Annotated in this window: 16 protein-coding genes; 5 read left to right on the top strand and 11 right to left on the bottom strand. The window is 68.1% G+C overall.

The window, feature by feature from the left end; genetic code table 11:
- Window positions 1-3: 3 nt before the first annotated feature.
- The 9 genes from CFP71_RS33010 to CFP71_RS32970 form a co-directional block, all read right to left on the bottom strand.
- Window positions 4-957: an ABC transporter permease gene (locus CFP71_RS33010; RefSeq protein ID WP_005155786.1), complete on the bottom strand. Its 954-nt coding sequence runs from the start codon at window positions 955-957 to the stop codon at window positions 4-6.
- Window positions 950-1876: an ABC transporter permease gene (locus CFP71_RS33005; RefSeq protein ID WP_093937854.1), complete on the bottom strand. Its 927-nt coding sequence runs from the start codon at window positions 1874-1876 to the stop codon at window positions 950-952. The genes CFP71_RS33010 and CFP71_RS33005 overlap by 8 nt, the downstream gene beginning before the upstream one ends.
- 86 nt (window positions 1877-1962) lie before the next feature.
- Window positions 1963-3582 (bottom strand): peptide ABC transporter substrate-binding protein, encoded by a 1620-nt coding sequence (locus tag CFP71_RS33000; protein ID WP_093937853.1) that lies wholly within the window; start codon window positions 3580-3582, stop codon window positions 1963-1965.
- A 256-nt stretch (window positions 3583-3838) separates the two neighbouring features.
- A complete protein-coding gene (locus CFP71_RS32995; RefSeq protein ID WP_093937852.1) occupies window positions 3839-4792 on the bottom strand; it encodes a Ppx/GppA phosphatase family protein in 954 nt (317 codons plus the stop codon).
- A gap of 75 nt (window positions 4793-4867) precedes the next feature.
- Complete coding sequence (locus CFP71_RS32990; RefSeq protein WP_093937851.1) at window positions 4868-6028, bottom strand: lytic transglycosylase domain-containing protein; 1161 nt, start codon at window positions 6026-6028, stop codon at window positions 4868-4870.
- A gap of 182 nt (window positions 6029-6210) precedes the next feature.
- Window positions 6211-6687 (bottom strand): DUF501 domain-containing protein, encoded by a 477-nt coding sequence (locus tag CFP71_RS32985; protein ID WP_378274320.1) that lies wholly within the window; start codon window positions 6685-6687, stop codon window positions 6211-6213.
- A 57-nt stretch (window positions 6688-6744) separates the two neighbouring features.
- A complete protein-coding gene (locus CFP71_RS32980) occupies window positions 6745-7107 on the bottom strand; it encodes an FtsB family cell division protein (protein WP_093937849.1) in 363 nt (120 codons plus the stop codon).
- A 186-nt stretch (window positions 7108-7293) separates the two neighbouring features.
- The gene (gene eno, locus CFP71_RS32975; protein WP_093937848.1) at window positions 7294-8580 is read right to left on the bottom strand and encodes a phosphopyruvate hydratase; all 1287 of its coding nucleotides are present in this window, start codon (window positions 8578-8580) and stop codon (window positions 7294-7296) included.
- Window positions 8581-8684: 104 nt separating this feature from the next.
- The gene (locus CFP71_RS32970; protein WP_093937847.1) at window positions 8685-9173 is read right to left on the bottom strand and encodes a VOC family protein; all 489 of its coding nucleotides are present in this window, start codon (window positions 9171-9173) and stop codon (window positions 8685-8687) included.
- Between the two features lie 71 nt (window positions 9174-9244).
- Here CFP71_RS32970 and CFP71_RS32965 point away from each other — a divergent pair, with 71 nt between their 5' ends.
- On the top strand, window positions 9245-9658 hold the full coding sequence (locus CFP71_RS32965) for a tetratricopeptide repeat protein (RefSeq protein WP_093937907.1): 414 nt from the start codon (window positions 9245-9247) through the stop codon (window positions 9656-9658).
- 45 nt (window positions 9659-9703) lie between these two features.
- On the opposite strand, the gene CFP71_RS32960 is transcribed toward CFP71_RS32965, so the two are convergent.
- Entirely contained in the window at window positions 9704-10273 is a 570-nt protein-coding gene (locus CFP71_RS32960) for a helix-turn-helix domain-containing protein (RefSeq protein ID WP_093937846.1), read from the bottom strand.
- A gap of 54 nt (window positions 10274-10327) precedes the next feature.
- On the opposite strand from CFP71_RS32960, the gene CFP71_RS32955 reads away from it, so the two are divergent.
- Window positions 10328-11248 carry an NAD(P)/FAD-dependent oxidoreductase gene (locus CFP71_RS32955; RefSeq protein ID WP_093937845.1) on the top strand — a complete coding sequence of 307 codons (921 nt, stop codon included), beginning with the start codon at window positions 10328-10330 and terminating at the stop codon, window positions 11246-11248.
- Here CFP71_RS32955 and CFP71_RS32950 read toward each other — a convergent pair.
- A complete protein-coding gene (locus CFP71_RS32950; RefSeq protein ID WP_093937844.1) occupies window positions 11221-11925 on the bottom strand; it encodes a lysozyme family protein in 705 nt (234 codons plus the stop codon). The two genes, CFP71_RS32955 and CFP71_RS32950, sit on opposite strands and share 28 nt — an antisense overlap.
- Before the next feature lie 274 nt (window positions 11926-12199).
- Here CFP71_RS32950 and efeU point away from each other — a divergent pair, with 274 nt between their 5' ends.
- From efeU to efeB, 3 genes are read left to right on the top strand one after another with little or no spacing between them, the layout of a single operon-like run.
- Window positions 12200-13048 carry an iron uptake transporter permease EfeU gene (efeU, locus tag CFP71_RS32945; protein WP_093937843.1) on the top strand — a complete coding sequence of 283 codons (849 nt, stop codon included), beginning with the start codon at window positions 12200-12202 and terminating at the stop codon, window positions 13046-13048.
- Between the two features lie 5 nt (window positions 13049-13053).
- Window positions 13054-14184 (top strand): iron uptake system protein EfeO, encoded by a 1131-nt coding sequence (gene efeO, locus CFP71_RS32940; protein WP_093937842.1) that lies wholly within the window; start codon window positions 13054-13056, stop codon window positions 14182-14184.
- Complete coding sequence (gene efeB, locus CFP71_RS32935; RefSeq protein ID WP_093937841.1) at window positions 14181-15446, top strand: iron uptake transporter deferrochelatase/peroxidase subunit; 1266 nt, start codon at window positions 14181-14183, stop codon at window positions 15444-15446. Before efeO ends, efeB begins: the two co-directional genes overlap by 4 nt.
- Window positions 15447-15469: the final 23 nt, after the last annotated feature.

Below are 15469 nucleotides of genomic sequence, written 5' to 3'. Positions count from 1 at the left end.
CGCTCACCGGGCCTTCGGGTCGAGCGCGTCGCGGATCCCGTCACCGAGCATGACGAACGCGAGCACGGTGATGGTGACGAAACCGGCCGGGAACAACAGCATGTGCGGGTTCACCCGGAAGTAGTCCCGCGCGTCGCTGATCATCACTCCCCACGAGACGACCGGCGGACGCACGCCGACACCGAGGTACGCCAGTGTCGCCTCCGCGCCGATGAACGCGCCGAGCGCGATGGTGCCGTAGACCAGCACCGGCGCGACCGTGTTGGGCAACAGGTGCCGGAACACGATGCGCGGCGTGCTCGCGCCGAGTCCGCGCGCGGCCTTGACGTAGTCGAGTTGCTTGGCCACCAGCGTCGCCGACCGCATGATGCGCATCGCCACCGGCCAGCTCAGCGCCGCGATCGAGACGACCACCTGCACGATGATCGTGACCGCGCCGGGGTTCGAGCCGGGGGCGTTGAACGTGGTCAGGATGACGATCGCGCCGAGCACGAACGGCAGCGCCGCGAAGATGTCGCCCACCCGCGAGAACAGGCTGTCGACGAGACGGCCGTAGTACCCGGCGACGATCCCGACCACCGAGCCGATCAGGATCGTCAGCACCGTCGCGAAGACACCGACCAGCAACGACGCCCGCGCGCCGTGGATGGTCCGCGCGTAGACGTCGTAACCCTGGTTGTCGTAACCGAACCAGGCGTCCGCGGACGGTCCTTCGTTGGCGTGGAGCAGATCGCTGAACCCGGCGGGCCGGGAACTGAACAGGTCGGGCGCGATCGCGATGAGCACGACGAGCGCGATGATGACGGCGGAGATGATGAACGACGGCCGCTTGCGCAGCATCCGCCAGGCGTCGCCGCCGAGACTGCGCGGTTTGTGCGCCACCGCGGAATCGTCGGCGACTCCGGCGCTCGCGACGTCCACGGAGGACACGCCGCCTGCCACGTTGGGGTCAGTCATAACGGATCCTCGGGTCGAGAACGGCATAGAGCAGGTCGACGATGAGACTCACCAGCAGGTAGACCATCACCAGCAGGACGACGACGCCGGTGACGGTGGCGCCCTCCCGGTTCTGGATACCGCGGAAGATGAGCCCGCCGATGCCGTTGATGTTGAACACGCCTTCGGTGACGATGGCCCCGCCCATGAGCGCGCCGATGTCGGTGCCGATGAAGGTCAGCACCGGGATCACCGAGTTCCGGAGCAGGTGCACCCCGACGACCCGGCTGCGCGGCTGTCCTTTCGCGACGGCCGTGCGGACGTAGTCGGCGTGCCGGTTCTCGGCGATGCTCGTTCTGGTCAACCGGGCGATGTAGGCCATGGACAGACTGCCGAGCGCGATGCCGGGCACGATCAGTTCGCCGATCGTGGCGTCCTCGGAGACGCTCGCGTCGATGAGTCCCAGTTCCGAACCGAGGACGATCTGGAGCACGATCGCGGTGACGAACACCGGGATCGAGATCAGGAACGTGGTGGACATCAGCACGAGGTTGTCGAGGAAACCCTTGCCGCGCAGGCCGGTCAGGATGCCCGCGGACAGGCCGATGATCGCTTCGATGGCCACCGCGATGAGGGCGAGCCGGACGGTCACCGGATAGGCGTTCCCGATCAGCTCGCCGACCGAGACACCGTTGAAGGTCTCGCCCCAGTCGCCGGTGAACAGGTTGCCGAGGTACTTGAAGTACTGGACGAAGATCGAATCGTCGAGGTTGAACTTGTCGGTCATCATCTCGATGTAGGCGGGCGGACAGGCGACCTGACCGCATTTGCCGGCGAACGGGTCACCGGGCACCGCCCACACGAGGGCGTAGATGAGGAACGTGGTGCCGAAGAAGACCGGGATGAGTTGGAGTAGGCGTCGGAGGATGTACTGGGGCATGGGCGTGCCGTCCTGGGGATCGCGTGGTGGGAGCCGGGGTCCGGCCGGCCGGGAGCGATGTGCTCCCGGCCGGCGCGACCACGCGTTTACTTCGCCGCGACCTCGATGGACGAGTAGTCAGCGAGACGGCCGAAGTCGAGCTTCGCGACCTTCAGCCGGTTCGACTTGCCACCGACGCCCTTCTCCTCCCACACGGGGATCTGCGGCAGGTCCTTCGCGATCAGGTCCTCGGCCTGCTGGTACAGCTTGATCGCGGCCGCCTTGTCGGCGGTCTGGTCCGCCTGGGTCAGCAGCGCGTCGACGGCCGGGTTGTTGTACGTGGAGTCGTTCGACGAACCGGTGCTCTTGTAGCGCGGGTTCAGGTAGTTCTCGATCGACGGGTAGTCGGCCGACCAGTCGGAGCGGCCCATGCCGGTCAGCTGGCGGTTGTTGACGATGCTGCGCCACTGGCCGAAGTCGGTCGCCGGCACGAAGTCGCATTCGACGCCGAGCGCGTTCTTGATGCTGTTGCACGCCGCGACCAGCGGCTCCTTGCGGCCACCGTCGGCGTTCGAAGCGATGGTCAGCTTGCCGGTGAAGCCGGACTTCGCGAAGAACTCCTTGGCCTTGGCCGGATCGAACTTGCAGAACTCGCCGCAGACGCCCGGCCGGTATCCCTCGATACCGCGCGAAACGTAGCCGTCGGCCGGCGCGTAGGTGTCGTTCATGACGGTCTTGACGATCTGCTCGCGGTCGATGGCCAGCGAGATCGCCTTGCGCAGGTCCAGGTTGTCGTAGCCCGGGACGTAGTACGGGAGCGCGAGCGCGCTGATGCCGAGCAGGTTTCCTTCGACCAGGCGCTGACCGAGGTCGGCCTTGTACTTACCGCCGGCCTTCGCCGACGGCGGGAGCGCCTCCATGAAGTCGAGACGGTTGCTCAGCAGATCCTGGTACGCGGTCTCCTGGCTGGTGTAGATGCGGACTTCCAGGTCCTTGAACTTGACCTTGTCCTCGCCCTGGTACTCGTCGAAGCGCGTGAGCTTCATGTTCTGGTTGGGCGCGCGCGAAACGAACTTCAGCGGCCCGTTCCCGATCGGGGCCTTGGCGAACGCCTCCGGGTCGGCGAAGAACTTGTCCGGCAGCGGCGCGAAGGCGAGGTAGCCGATCTTGGTGGCGAACACCGAGAACGGGCCCTTGAGGGTGGCCTGGAACTCGTAGTCGTTCACGACCTTGAGCCCGGACATCTCCTTGACGGCCGGCTCTTTGGCGCTGATCTCGTCGTAGCCCTGGATCTGCTCGAAGAACGACGCGTTCTGCATGCCGTTCTTGCCGTTCGCGCTGTAGTTCCACGCGTCGACGAAGTTCTTCGCCTTGACCTCGGTCCCGTCGTGGAACTTCCAGCCCTTTTTGATCTTGATGTCGAAGACCTTGGAATCGGTCGTGGTGATCGATTCGGCCATCAGGTTGTACGGCTCGGCGGTGTCGGATTTGTAGCCGACCAGCGCCGAGAAGACCGGCTTGAGCGCCTTGGACCCACCGAGTTCGTTGGTGTTGGCGGGAATCAGCGAGTTCTCCGGCTCGGTGCCGTAGACCGAGACCGCCGCGTTGGCGTCAGCGGCGCCGGATCCCTTTTCGTCCTTGGATCCACCACCCCCACAGGCCGTCAGCAGCAGGGCCGCCGTGGCCACCACCGCCGTCGCTCCCCAGAACCCGCGTGAAGCCCGCATGTCCCCTCCAACTCTCGTCGTCGGATAGTCCGGCGGGCGCTGGTCGCGCCCCACCGCCCAGAAGGTGAGACGACGCTATGGGACAGGTGAAGGCGATCACAGTGCGTTGGTGTTGCAAATGGGTGACGGTATCCGGGACCACCCGGTCAGAGCACAACCTTGGTAGGAACAAGGCTGCGCCGAATGGTCTAATCCGGACTTGAGGTCACCACTTGATCACCGAAAGAAATGGCTTCACGCAAGAGAAACCCGGCTGTCAAGCCAGTGACAGCGCGATCCCGTCGAGGATGTCGTGCTCGGAGATCACCAGCTCGTCGGGACCACCGCGCGTGGCGAACTGTTCGGCCAGCACCTGCACGATCACCGAGCCGCCGCCGATCACGTCGACCCGGCCGGGGTGGATCACCGGGTTCGCGGCGCGGGTCGCGTGGTCGGCGGTGAGGAGCGACTGCGCGACCCGGTCGATCTCGGCGTGGGAGAGCTTCGAAAGGTGGGTGCGCTCGGAGTCGTACTCCGACAGTCCCTGTGACACGGCCGTCAGGGTCGTGACCGTCCCGGCGACACCGATCCACGTCTTGGCGGTGGACACGTCCACGACGTCGAAGGCCTCGGTGAGCACCTTGGCGGCCAGCTCGCGGGCTTCGGCGATCTCGCCCGCTGTCGGCGGGTCGGACTTCAGCGCGCGTTCGGTGATCCGCACGCAGCCGATGTCGACCGACTTGGCCGCGATCACCTCGGCCCGGCGGCCGTCCCAGGTCCCGACGACGAGTTCGGTCGAGCCGCCGCCGACGTCGACCACCACGAAGGGGCCGTCGTCGGGATCCTGCTCGCCGACGGCGCCGGTGAAGGACAGCCGCGCCTCTTCGTCGCCACTGATGACTTCGGCCTCGGTACCGAGCACCTCACGGGTCATCGCGAAGAACTCGTCGCGGTTGCTCGCGTCGCGCGTCGCCGACGTCGCGACCATACGGACCTTCTCGACACCCTTGCGGCGCGCGGCGATCGTGTAGTCGGCCAGCGCCTTGCGGGTGCGCTCGAGTGCCTCGGGGGCCAGCCTGCCGGTGGCGTCCACGCCCTGCCCGAGGCGGACGATCCGCATCTCGCGGTGCAGGTCGCGCAGGTCGACCGTCCCGTCGTGACGGGGGGTCAGCTCGGCGACGAGCAGGCGGATGGAGTTGGTCCCACAGTCGATCGCGGCAACACGAGGCATGCCCGGAGATTACAGCGGAGCGGAGCTTCTCCGCCGAGGGTGGTGGCGGGGGCATGGATGGATAGTCAATGCCGATCAGGTGGGGTCGACGCCTTTGCTGCTCGTCGAGGGCACCGTCGTCGTCGTGGTGGTCGTCGTCGGCGAGGTACAGGTCGTCGGCGGCGGGGGTGTCGTGGTCGTCGGGCTCGTGGTCGAAGTCGGCACCGTCGCCGTCTCGGTGACAGGCTGGCAAGGCGGTTTCGAGCTCCTCGTCGGCGGCTTCGACGAGGAAGACGAACTCGTACTCGTCCCCGGCAAAGTGCTCGACGGCGAAGTCGTCACCGAACCGGGCGGCGTCGACGGCAGCGGAGGCGGCGGCACCGAAGTGGGCGGCGGAGCGGCCGCGGCGTTCGGGGCGCCGACGGGCACCTTGCTGTCCGGCGTCGGCAGCACTCCCGTGCGGTAGGCCTCGGCCCAGATGAGCACGGTGTTCACGTAGGTGTCGGAGTTGTTGTAGCGGAACACGGCCGCGCGCAACTGGTCCGGTTTGGACAGATCGAGTCCGCCCGAGCACAGGTACCGGCCGGTGCCGAGTGCCGCGTCGAAGATGTTGTTGGGGTTCGACTCGCCGTCGCCGTTGCCGTCGGAGGCGTAGCGGGCCCAGGTCGACGGGATGAACTGCGTCGGGCCGACGGCGCGATCCCAGACCGTGTCGCCGTCGTATTTGCCGCCGTCGGTGTCCGGGATGGCCGCGAACGGTCCGGCGCCGTTGAGCTGCGGGCCGAGGATCGGTTCGAGGGTGTTGCCCTTCGCGTCGACGTAACCGCCGCGCGCGTGGTTCGACTCGATCCGGCCGATGCTGGCGATCAGCGCCCAGTCGATGTGACAACCGGGCTGTTCGGCGATGAGGATGTCGGCGGCGTTGCGGTACGCGGCGAGCGCGGTGACCGGGATGCCGAGCGGACCGTTGGGGAGTTCGTCCGCGGGGAGCGGGAGCGGGGTCGGCGCGTCCGGCAGACTGCCGTCGACGCCGATCTGCTGGACGAGCGGGTTCTTCGGGTCATAGCCGCCGACGAGGGCGACGTTGTCGGTGTGGATCGTGCCCGCCGTCGCGGCCCAGCTGCCAGCACCGACGACCGCGGCACCGGCCGGGACGATGGCGAGGACACCTCCGGTCACCGCGGCGATCGTGCGGTGCCGGAGACAGAGTCTCCTGACATGACCTGTCACCGCGCCTGGCACGTGCCTCACGCGCATACCTCAGAACCCTCCCGGCGGATCGCGATCCGGCGATCCGGTACTTCCCACCCCGACAACCCTCGACCGTGCACAGCCTGCCGCATACGGTGACCGGTTTCACCCCATAGGGGAGGACGAGTTGGTCGACAAGAGGTGAATTAACCCACCTGGAGGAACTATCTGTGCACCGGGCGCCGGTGTTACCCCTGGCAGTCGCCCGACGGCCATCCACTGGCTTTGAGCAGCGCGAGGGTCTCGTCGCCGAACGGGTTCACGCCGGGGCCGACGGCGAGCGTGTGCGCCAGGTGGACGTGCAGGCATTTGACGCGGCCGGGCATCCCGCCCGCGCTGACCTCGTGGCCGAGCGAGTCGATGGCGTCGCGTTCGGCGAGGTAGCTCTCGTGGGTCCGCTGGTAGGCGGCCGCCAGCTCGGGGTCCTCCGCGAGCCGGTCGGTCATCTCCTTCATCAGCCCGGACGCCTCGAGCGTGCCGACCATCGACGTCAGCTTCGGGCAGGTCAAGTAGTAGAGCGTCGGGAACGGGGTGCCGTCGTCGAGGCGGGGGCTGGTCTGCACGACCGACGGGTGGCCGCTCGGGCAGCGCGCGGCGACGGCGCGCAGCGCACGGGGTGCCCGGCCGAGCTGTTCCGCGATGATCTCGCGGTCGGCGTCGGTCACAGGCTCGTATGAAGACTTTTCCGTGCTGTTCACACCCCTAAGGCTAAAGGGGGAGGTTCAGCCGCCCGCGACCTGATCCCACAGCTTCTCGTACCAGGAGCCCGCGGGCACCGGCTGCTGGCCTTGCGGCTCGCCCTGCTCGGGCACCTTGTCCTCGGGGAGCTGCACGATGTACGGCGTCTCGCCGGGCTTCACGAAACCGAAGCGCTTACGAGCCTCGGCCTCGATCTGCGCGGGGTCGCTCAGCTCGGCCTTGCGGCCTTCCAGCTGGGCGACGCTCCGCTGCAGTTCGGACTGTAACTGCTGCTGCTCGTTCACCTCGGACTTCTGGCTGAGGTACGTGCGCAGCGGGACGGCGATGGTGAACGCGAGCGCGCACACCACGATCGCCACCACCGCGGCCCGGCGGGTGGTGGACATGCCGAGCACCTTCGCGGCACCCGATGCCCTCTTCGCCGCCAGGCTGCGGCGCAGCCGGGTTCGGGCGCGGACCTCGTTCGTCGTCGTACGACGGGCGCTCTCCGGCCGGCGGCCCCTGCCGGAGCCACCGCCGTCCGCACGCCCGCTACGACGGGTCCGCGCCCTCCCCCGGTCTGCCATCGCTGATTACCCCTCCGGGCTGAACCGCGGGAACGCGAGGTCGCCGGCGTAGCGAGCCGCGTCGGCGAGGGTCTCCTCGATGCGGAGCAGCTGGTTGTACTTGGCGATCCGCTCGCCGCGCGCCGGGGCGCCGGTCTTGATCTGGCCGACACCGGTCGCGACGGCCAGGTCCGCGATGAAGGTGTCCTCGGTCTCACCGGACCGGTGGCTCATCATCGACTTGTAGCCGTACGAGGTGGCCAGCGAGATCGCGTCGAGGGTCTCCGACAGCGTGCCGATCTGGTTGACCTTCACCAGCAGCGCGTTGGCGGCGCGGCGGGTGATGCCCTCTTCGAGGCGGTCCGGGTTGGTGACGAACAGGTCGTCGCCGACGATCTGGACCTTCTCGCCGATCTCGGCGGTCAGCTGGACCCAGCCGTCCCAGTCGTCCTCGCTCAGCGGGTCCTCGATGGACACGAGCGGGTAGTCGCGCAGCAGTTCGGCGTAGTAGGCCGACATCTGCTCGGCGCTCTTCTTCGCGCCTTCGAAGGTGTACGCGCCGTCGGAGAAGAACTCGGTCGCGGCGACGTCGAGCGCGAGCGCGACGTCACGGCCCGGGGCGTACCCGGCCTTCTCGATCGCCTGAAGGATCAGGTCGAGCGCTTCGCGGTTGTTCTTCAGGCTGGGCGCGAAGCCGCCTTCGTCGCCGAGGCCGGTGGACAGGCCGCGGCCCTTCAGGACCGACTTCAGCGAGTGGTAGACCTCGGTGCCCCAGCGCAGGGCCTCGCGGAACGACTCGGCGCCGATCGGCGCGATCATGAATTCCTGGATGTCCACATCGGTGTCGGCGTGCGCGCCACCGTTGAGGATGTTCAGCATCGGCACCGGCAGCACGTGCGCGTTCGGCCCGCCGAGGTAGCGGAACAGCTCCAGTTCGGCCGACTCCGCGGCGGCCTTCGCGACGGCGAGCGAAACGCCGAGGATGGCGTTCGCGCCGAGGCGGGACTTCGCCGGGGTGCCGTCGAGGTCGACCAGCTTCTGGTCGACGATGCGCTGGTCGACGGCGTCGGTGCCGACCAGATCCGGGCCGATCTCGTCCAGGACGGCCGCGACCGCGCGCTCGACACCCTTGCCGTTGTACCGGCCGGTGTCGCCGTCACGCAGCTCGACGGCTTCGTGTTCGCCGGTGGACGCACCCGAGGGGACCGCGGCCCGCGCCAGCGTGCCGTCGTCGAGAGCCACCTCCACTTCGACCGTCGGGTTGCCTCGCGAGTCCAGAATCTCGCGAGCGCCTACCTGCTCGATGAGCGCCACGCCATGCTCCTCATGTGGGTCGTGCCTGCGGTGACGGGGCCCAGCCTAGCCGTCGGCGTCGTTCACCCGTTGGAGGCACGCGCCACATCGAGCTTCGAACGGACCTAGTCGGTGACCGGTTCACCTGCGCGGACTTCCCGCCAGCCCGACGGGAGCTCCACCGTGTCGGAGAACTGCTGCCAGAAAGTCCAGCTGTTGCCGCCGATGTCGGAGACGGTGAACACACGGGCGCCGTAGGGCTGGTCCTGGGGCGCGTCGAGGTCGGCGTCGTCGCCCAGCGCGGCGCGGACGCGCTCGTACTGCGCGTCGGCGTCGGCGACGTAGACGATGTTCAGCTGCCCGACCGGGCCGTCGACACCCTTGGCCTGCCAGTACTCGGGGCCGACCCCGGCCAGCTGGATCTTGGCCGGGCCGGCGCACAGGGTGGCCTGGAACACCTCTCCGGAGGCGTCGGCGAAGCGCACCTCCTCGGTGAACCCGAACACTCTGACCAGCCACGCGACCGCCTCGGTCGCGTCGGAGTAGTAGAGGTACGGCGCGAGCCCGAGGTAACCGGGCTCGTTCTCGGGCCTATCCGCTTCGGCACTGCTCATGGCAGGACAGTCCACCATGACCGTTTCAGCAGTCGAGATCGGCCCTGCCCCGGCGTATCGTGGAGCGGACCATGATGGATGCCGAACCCGCCCCAGAACCCGGTCAGGACTCGTCCGGCGAGTCTCGGTTCCGTGCCTTCCGACAGGCGGAGGCGCTGGTCGAAAGCCGCAGGCCGCTCGACGCCCTCAAAGCCCTCGAGCCCTTGCTGGAGGAAGAAACCGACAAGCCGAGCGTTCAGCTGCTGGCGGGCCGCGCGTACTTCCACTCCGCTCAGTTGCGGCGGGCCGAGCGCGCCTTCACCCGGGTGCTGGAAATGGATCCCACCGATCATTACGCGCGGTTCGTGCTCGGGCGGACCCTCCAGCGCCTCGGGCGGTTGACCGAGGCGCTCGCGCAGATGCGGATCGCGTCGGCGATGCATCCGATCCCGGAGTATCTGGAAGCGATCAGCGAGGTCAGCGCGAGGATCGCGTTGCGCGACTGACCTGCCCACCGCCACCACGGCCGCGGGAGCAAGGGACCTTTGCTCTCATTTGGACCTGGCCTTGAGGTGGGCGCGCTCGCCCTGCTTGCCGAACAGCACCAGCAGCTCCACCGGCCCCGGCCCCGCGCTCCCGAACCAGTGCGGCACCCGCGTGTCGAACTCGGCGGCCTCGCCGGGTCCCATCGTGAAGTCACGGTCGCCGAGCAGTGCCCGCAACCGTCCGCTGAGGACGTACATCCACTCGTAGCCCTCGTGCGTCCGTTGCACCGGCTCGATGTCCTCCACCGGGATCAGCAGTTTGAACGCCTGCGGCTGCCCCGGCTGCGCGGTCAGCGCCCACGCGGTGAACCTGCCGAACTTCTGGGCTTTCATCCGGACCCGCGGATCGGACGGCTCGGGTTCGCCGACCAGTTCGTCGAGCGGGACCTGATGCGCCGCCGACAAGGTGAGCAGCAATTCCAGGGTGGCCTTCCGGGTACCCGATTCGAGCCGCGAGAGCGTGCTGGCGGAGATCCCCGTCGTTTCCGAGAGCGCGGAGAGGGTGGTGCCGCGTTCCTTGCGAAGCCGTTTGAGCTTCGGGCCGACCTCGGCGAGCCGCCGTTCGATGTCCTCCATGCCCCCAGTTTGCCAAATCGGCAATGAACTTTGCCAGATTTCGAAGAACTCCGGATGCTCGGGAGCATGAACGACGAATACGACGTGGTGATCATCGGCGGTGGTGTCGCGGGCCTCAGCGCGGCGCTGGTACTGGGCAGGGCGCGGCGCAAGGTCGTCGTGATCGACGGTGGAAGCCCGCGCAACGCCCCGGCCGCGCACGCGCACGGTTTCCTGACCAGGGACGGAATTCCACCCAAAGAGTTACTGACTATAGGTCGTGACGAAGTCCGCGCTTACGGCGTGGAGATCGTCGACGACGTCGTGCACCGGCTGCGGCACGACAAGGCGGTGGAGCTGGCGAGCGGCCGGGTCATCAGCGGGCGCCGGATCGTCGTGACCACCGGACTGGCCGACGAGCTGCCGGACGTCCCCGGCGTCGCGGAGCGCTTCGGCACCGACGTGCTGCACTGCCCGTACTGCCACGGCTGGGAAGTGCGCGATCAGCGGTTCGGCGTGCTCGCGACCTCCGACAAGGCGGTCCACCAGGCGCTGATCGTCTGGCAGTGGAGCAAGGACCTGACGTTCTTCACGCACACGCAGCAGATCTCCGCCGACGACAGGGCGAAGCTGACCGGGCTGGGCATCCGGATCGTCGACGGGAAGGTTTCCGAACTCGCCGTCGAAAACGACCGGCTGACCGGCGTCCGGCTGGTCGACGGCGAAGTCGTCGAACGCGACGTCGTGTTCGTCGGCCCGAAGTTCGTCCCGCACGACGAGCTGCTCGCCCAGATCGGCTGCGCGCGCACCGAAACCGGCTCGATCGCGGTGGACGCGCAGGGCCGGACGAACGTGGACGGCGTCTGGGCGGCGGGGAACGTCGTCGATCCGATGGCGCAACTGGTCGTCGCGGCGGGTGACGCCTACCGGATGGCGACGGTGCTCAATTTCGATCTGGTGCTCGAGGATCAGGGCGCGACGCTGGCGTCCGCGTAGGCGTCGGCCGCGCTGAAGACTTCCTGGGCGTAGGGAACGGCCGGGTCGAACGTCCGCATCGACTTCCACCAGCCCTCCGGGGTGGCGACGTCGTCCCCGGCGGCGCACAGGTAGCGGGCGGTGGTGAAGGCGGCGTCGTCGAGGTCCTTCGGATCCGGCTGCTTGCCGTCGCTTCTGGCGCGGGCGGAGTGTTTCGCCCAGACGCCGGGATCGAGCGTGATCGGCCCGGGCCTGCCCTGCGCCGCTTCGACATGGGAAATGCCGGCGAGGGTCGCCCACGAAAGATGACAGCCCGGCTTTTGCCGCCGAAGCCACATCTCGGCCCGGCCGTAAGCGGACAGATCGGTGGCGGAGAGCCTGGTCTTGGCGGCCACCCGGTTCGCCCAGGTCTCCAGTTCGGCCGCGTCGGAAACGGTCGGCCGGTCCGGGGGCGCGGCGAGCCCGGCTCGCGGCGTCGCGACCCCGGGCTGCGGCCTCTGGTCCGGAACGGCGAGCGCGGGCTGGGGTTGAGGCGGCGGGGGCGGCGGTTCCCCGCCCGGCCGGTTCACCCCGACGGTCATGATCAGCACCACACCCGTGAGCACGAGCCCGCCCGCGAAAGCGAGCCTGGGGACGTACGGCGGCAGAGGGCGGGCAGGGTGCTCCGGGGCTTCGGTGCTCTGGGCGGTTTCGGCCACCCGGTCAGGTTACTTCGCCACACTTCCGGGCGATGACCCATTCGGCTTACGAAGCCAACTGACGGTAAAGCGAATCGGTGACCGGTCCTCGGCGACCGATTCGTTATGTGAACCATCCAGGCCGCCCTGACCTGGGAATGCTTACGAGCACTCCGTCCGATCAAGACCTCTTCAAACGTTTCGTCCGCTTCCGGGCCGCGTCACTCCTCCTGGACTTTCAGGGAAGCCTTACCTAAAACCAGGAGGTTCAGTCGGCACGACCAGGGAGAACGACGTGTGGTTCGCGAGTGCGCTCATCGGCCTGCGGGAAGGCCTGGAAGCCGCTCTCGTCGTCAGCATCCTCGTCGCGTTCCTGGTCAAGACCGAACGACGGCACGCGCTGCGCTGGGTGTGGCTCGGGGTGGGCGTCGCGGTCCTGCTGTCGGTCGGGGTCGGCGCGATCCTCACCTACTCCACCGCCCAGCTGTCCTTCGAGCAGCAGGAGCTGCTCGGCGGCAGTCTGTCGATCGTCGCGGTCGGGTTCGTGACGGCGATGATCTTCTGGATGCGCAAGGCGTCGAGGACGATCGCCGCGGAACTGCGCGGGAAGCTCGACGAAGCGCTCGACGTCGGCCCTGTCGCGGTCCTCGTCCTGTCGTTCTTCGCCGTCGGCCGCGAAGGCCTGGAGACGGCGGTGTTCTTCTACTCGACCGTGCAGACCGCGCAGGGGGAGGGCGGGACGACCGAACCGCTGATCGGCTTCAGCGCGGGCATCCTCGTCGCGATCGTGCTGGCGTACCTGATCTACCGCGGCGCCGTCCGGTTCGACCTCGGCAAGTTCTTCACGATCACCGGTGTGCTGCTGGTGTTCGTGGCGGCGGGCGTGCTCGGCTACGGCCTGCACGACCTGCAAGAGGCCGCCTTCCTGCCCGGTCTGAACACGCTCGCGTTCGACGCGTCCGCCGTCCTGCCGGAGACCAGCTGGTACGGCGCGCTGCTCAAGGGGATCTTCAACTATTCGCAGCAGACGACGGTCTTGCAGGCCGTCGCGTGGGTCGCGTACGTGGCGATCGTGCTGCCCCTGTTCCTCAGGCCCAAGAAGAAGGTCGCGGCGACCCCCGCCGCGGCCGCGATCAAGGAGTGACCCCAGTGTCTCGTCGATTCCCGCTCGCCGCGCTCGCCGGCGTCGGCGCCCTGGTGCTCACCGCCTGCGGTGGTGGCGAGGAAAAACCCGCCGCGGCCGGTGGCCCGATCAAGGTCGAAGCGTCCGACAGCGCCTGCGCCGTCTCGGTGAACACCGCGAACGCGGGCAACGTGACCTTCGAGATCACCAACAAGGGCAGCAAGGTCACCGAGTTCTACCTCTACGCCGAGGGCGACCGGATCATGGGCGAGGTCGAGAACATCGCGCCGGGACTGAACCGGCGGCTCATCGTCGAGGTCGCCGAGGCGGGCAAGTACCAGACCGCGTGCAAACCGGGGATGACCGGCACCGGCATCCGGGGCGACTTCACCGTCACCGGCGGCGGCGCCAAGCAGAACGACCCGAACTCGCAGAAGGCGCAGGCGGTCAAGAGCTACGCGGAGTACGTCGCCAACAACACCAAGGCGCTCGACGAGGAGACCACCAAGTTCGTCGCGCTGGTGAAAGCGGGCAAGGTCGACGAGGCGAAGGCCGCGTACGCTCGCACTCGCGTCTACTTCGAGCGCGTCGAGCCGGTGGCCGAAAAGTTCGGCGATCTCGACCCGAAGATCGACGCGCGCGAGGCCGATCTCGAACCGGGCCAGAAGTTCACCGGGTTCCACCGGCTGGAGAAGGACCTTTGGGTGACCGGACTCCAGTCCGACGCCGGTCAGATCGCCGACCAGCTGCTCGCCGACGTCAAGGAACTGGTCACCAAATCCGCGTCGATCGAACTGAACGCGCTCGATCTGGCCAACGGTGCCAAGGAACTGCTCGACGAGATCGCCACCGGCAAGATCACCGGCGAGGAAGAAGCGTTCTCCCACACCGACCTGTCGGACTTCCAGGGCAACCTCGACGGTTCGAAGGCCGCGATCGCCTCGCTGCGCCCGCTCTTGCAGACCAAGGACGCGGCCCTGGTGTCCACTTTGGACAAAGAGTTCGGCAATGTGCAGGCACTGCTGAACAAGCAGCGCGAAGGCGATGGCTTCAAGCCCTACACCGCGCTGAGCCAGGACCAGATCAAGGAATTCGCGTCGGCGGTGGACGCGCTGAGCGAACCCTTGAGCAAGGTCGCCGAGGTCGCGGCGCAATGACCGGGCCGGAGCGAACCCCGGTCTCCCGCCGGAAACTGTTCGGCATGGCGGGAGCGGGTGCCGCTCTCGTCGGAACCGGCGCCGCGGCTGGCATCGGCGCGAACCGGCTCCTCGGCGGGGACAGCCCGGCGCAGGCCGCGCAGAGCGTCGTCGAGTTCCACGGCGAGCATCAGGCCGGGATCGTCACGCCGGTGCAGGAGAACCTGCATTTCGTCTCGCTGGACGTGACGACGAAGGACCGCGAGAAGCTGGTCAAGCTGCTTCGCACGTGGACGGACGCCGCCCGGCGGATGACCGCGGGCCAGGAGGTCGGGACGGGCGGCGCCGTCGGTGGCGCCCCCGCCGCCCCGCCGAGCGACACCGGCGAGGCACTCGACCTGGCGGCGTCGTCGCTCACGCTGACCATCGGTTTCGGCCCTTCGCTGTTCGACGACCGGTTCGGGCTCGCCCCGAAACGGCCCGCCGTGCTGATCGATCTCCCCCTGTTCCCGCAGGACAAACTCGATCCCGCGCGGGGTGGCGGCGACATCTGCATCCAGGCGTGCGCGGACGATCCACAGGTCGCCGTGCACGCGATCCGGAACCTGGTGCGGCTGGGCTTCGGCGTCACCGCGGTGCGCTGGTCACAGCTCGGGTTCGGCCGCAGCTCGTCGACGTCGCGGGCGCAGTCCACGCCGCGGAACCTGTTCGGGTTCAAGGACGGGACGCGCAACGTCAAGGCCGAGGAGACCGACGTCCTGCGCGACCAGGTGTGGGCGACGGCCGAAGACGGCCAGCCGTGGATGGCGGGCGGGTCTTACCTGGTGGCCAGGCGGATCCGGATGCACATCGAGACCTGGGACCGGGAATCGTTGAAGGGCCAGGAAGGGATCGTCGGCCGGTCGAAGGGCGCGGGCGCGCCGCTGGGTCAGTCCGCCGAGTTCGACACCCCCGATTTCGAGGTCGGGGGCGCGGGCGGTGAAAAGCTGATCCCGGAGGACTCGCACGTCCGGCTCGCGTCGCACGAGAATCTGAACGGGGCGCGGATCCTGCGTCGCGGCTACAACTTCGTCGACGGTTCCGACGGTGTCGGGCACCTGGAAGCGGGGCTGTTCTTCCTCGCCTTCAACCGGGACACGCGCAAGCAGTTCGTGCCGATGCAGCAGGCGCTGTCGTCGAAGGACGCGATGATGGAGTACCTGCAGCACACCGGATCCGCCCATTTCGCGGTGCCGCCGGGTGTGCGCGAAGGCGGCTTCTGGGGCGAGGGCCTGTTCTCTTGACCTCCAGTTAAGTGGAGATCGCA

It is taken from the genome of Amycolatopsis thailandensis, assembly GCF_002234405.1.
GTDB lineage: Bacteria > Actinomycetota > Actinomycetes > Mycobacteriales > Pseudonocardiaceae > Amycolatopsis > Amycolatopsis thailandensis.
The sequence above is the reverse complement of the archived record's forward strand: the minus strand, read 5'-3'. Positions and strand labels throughout refer to the sequence as shown.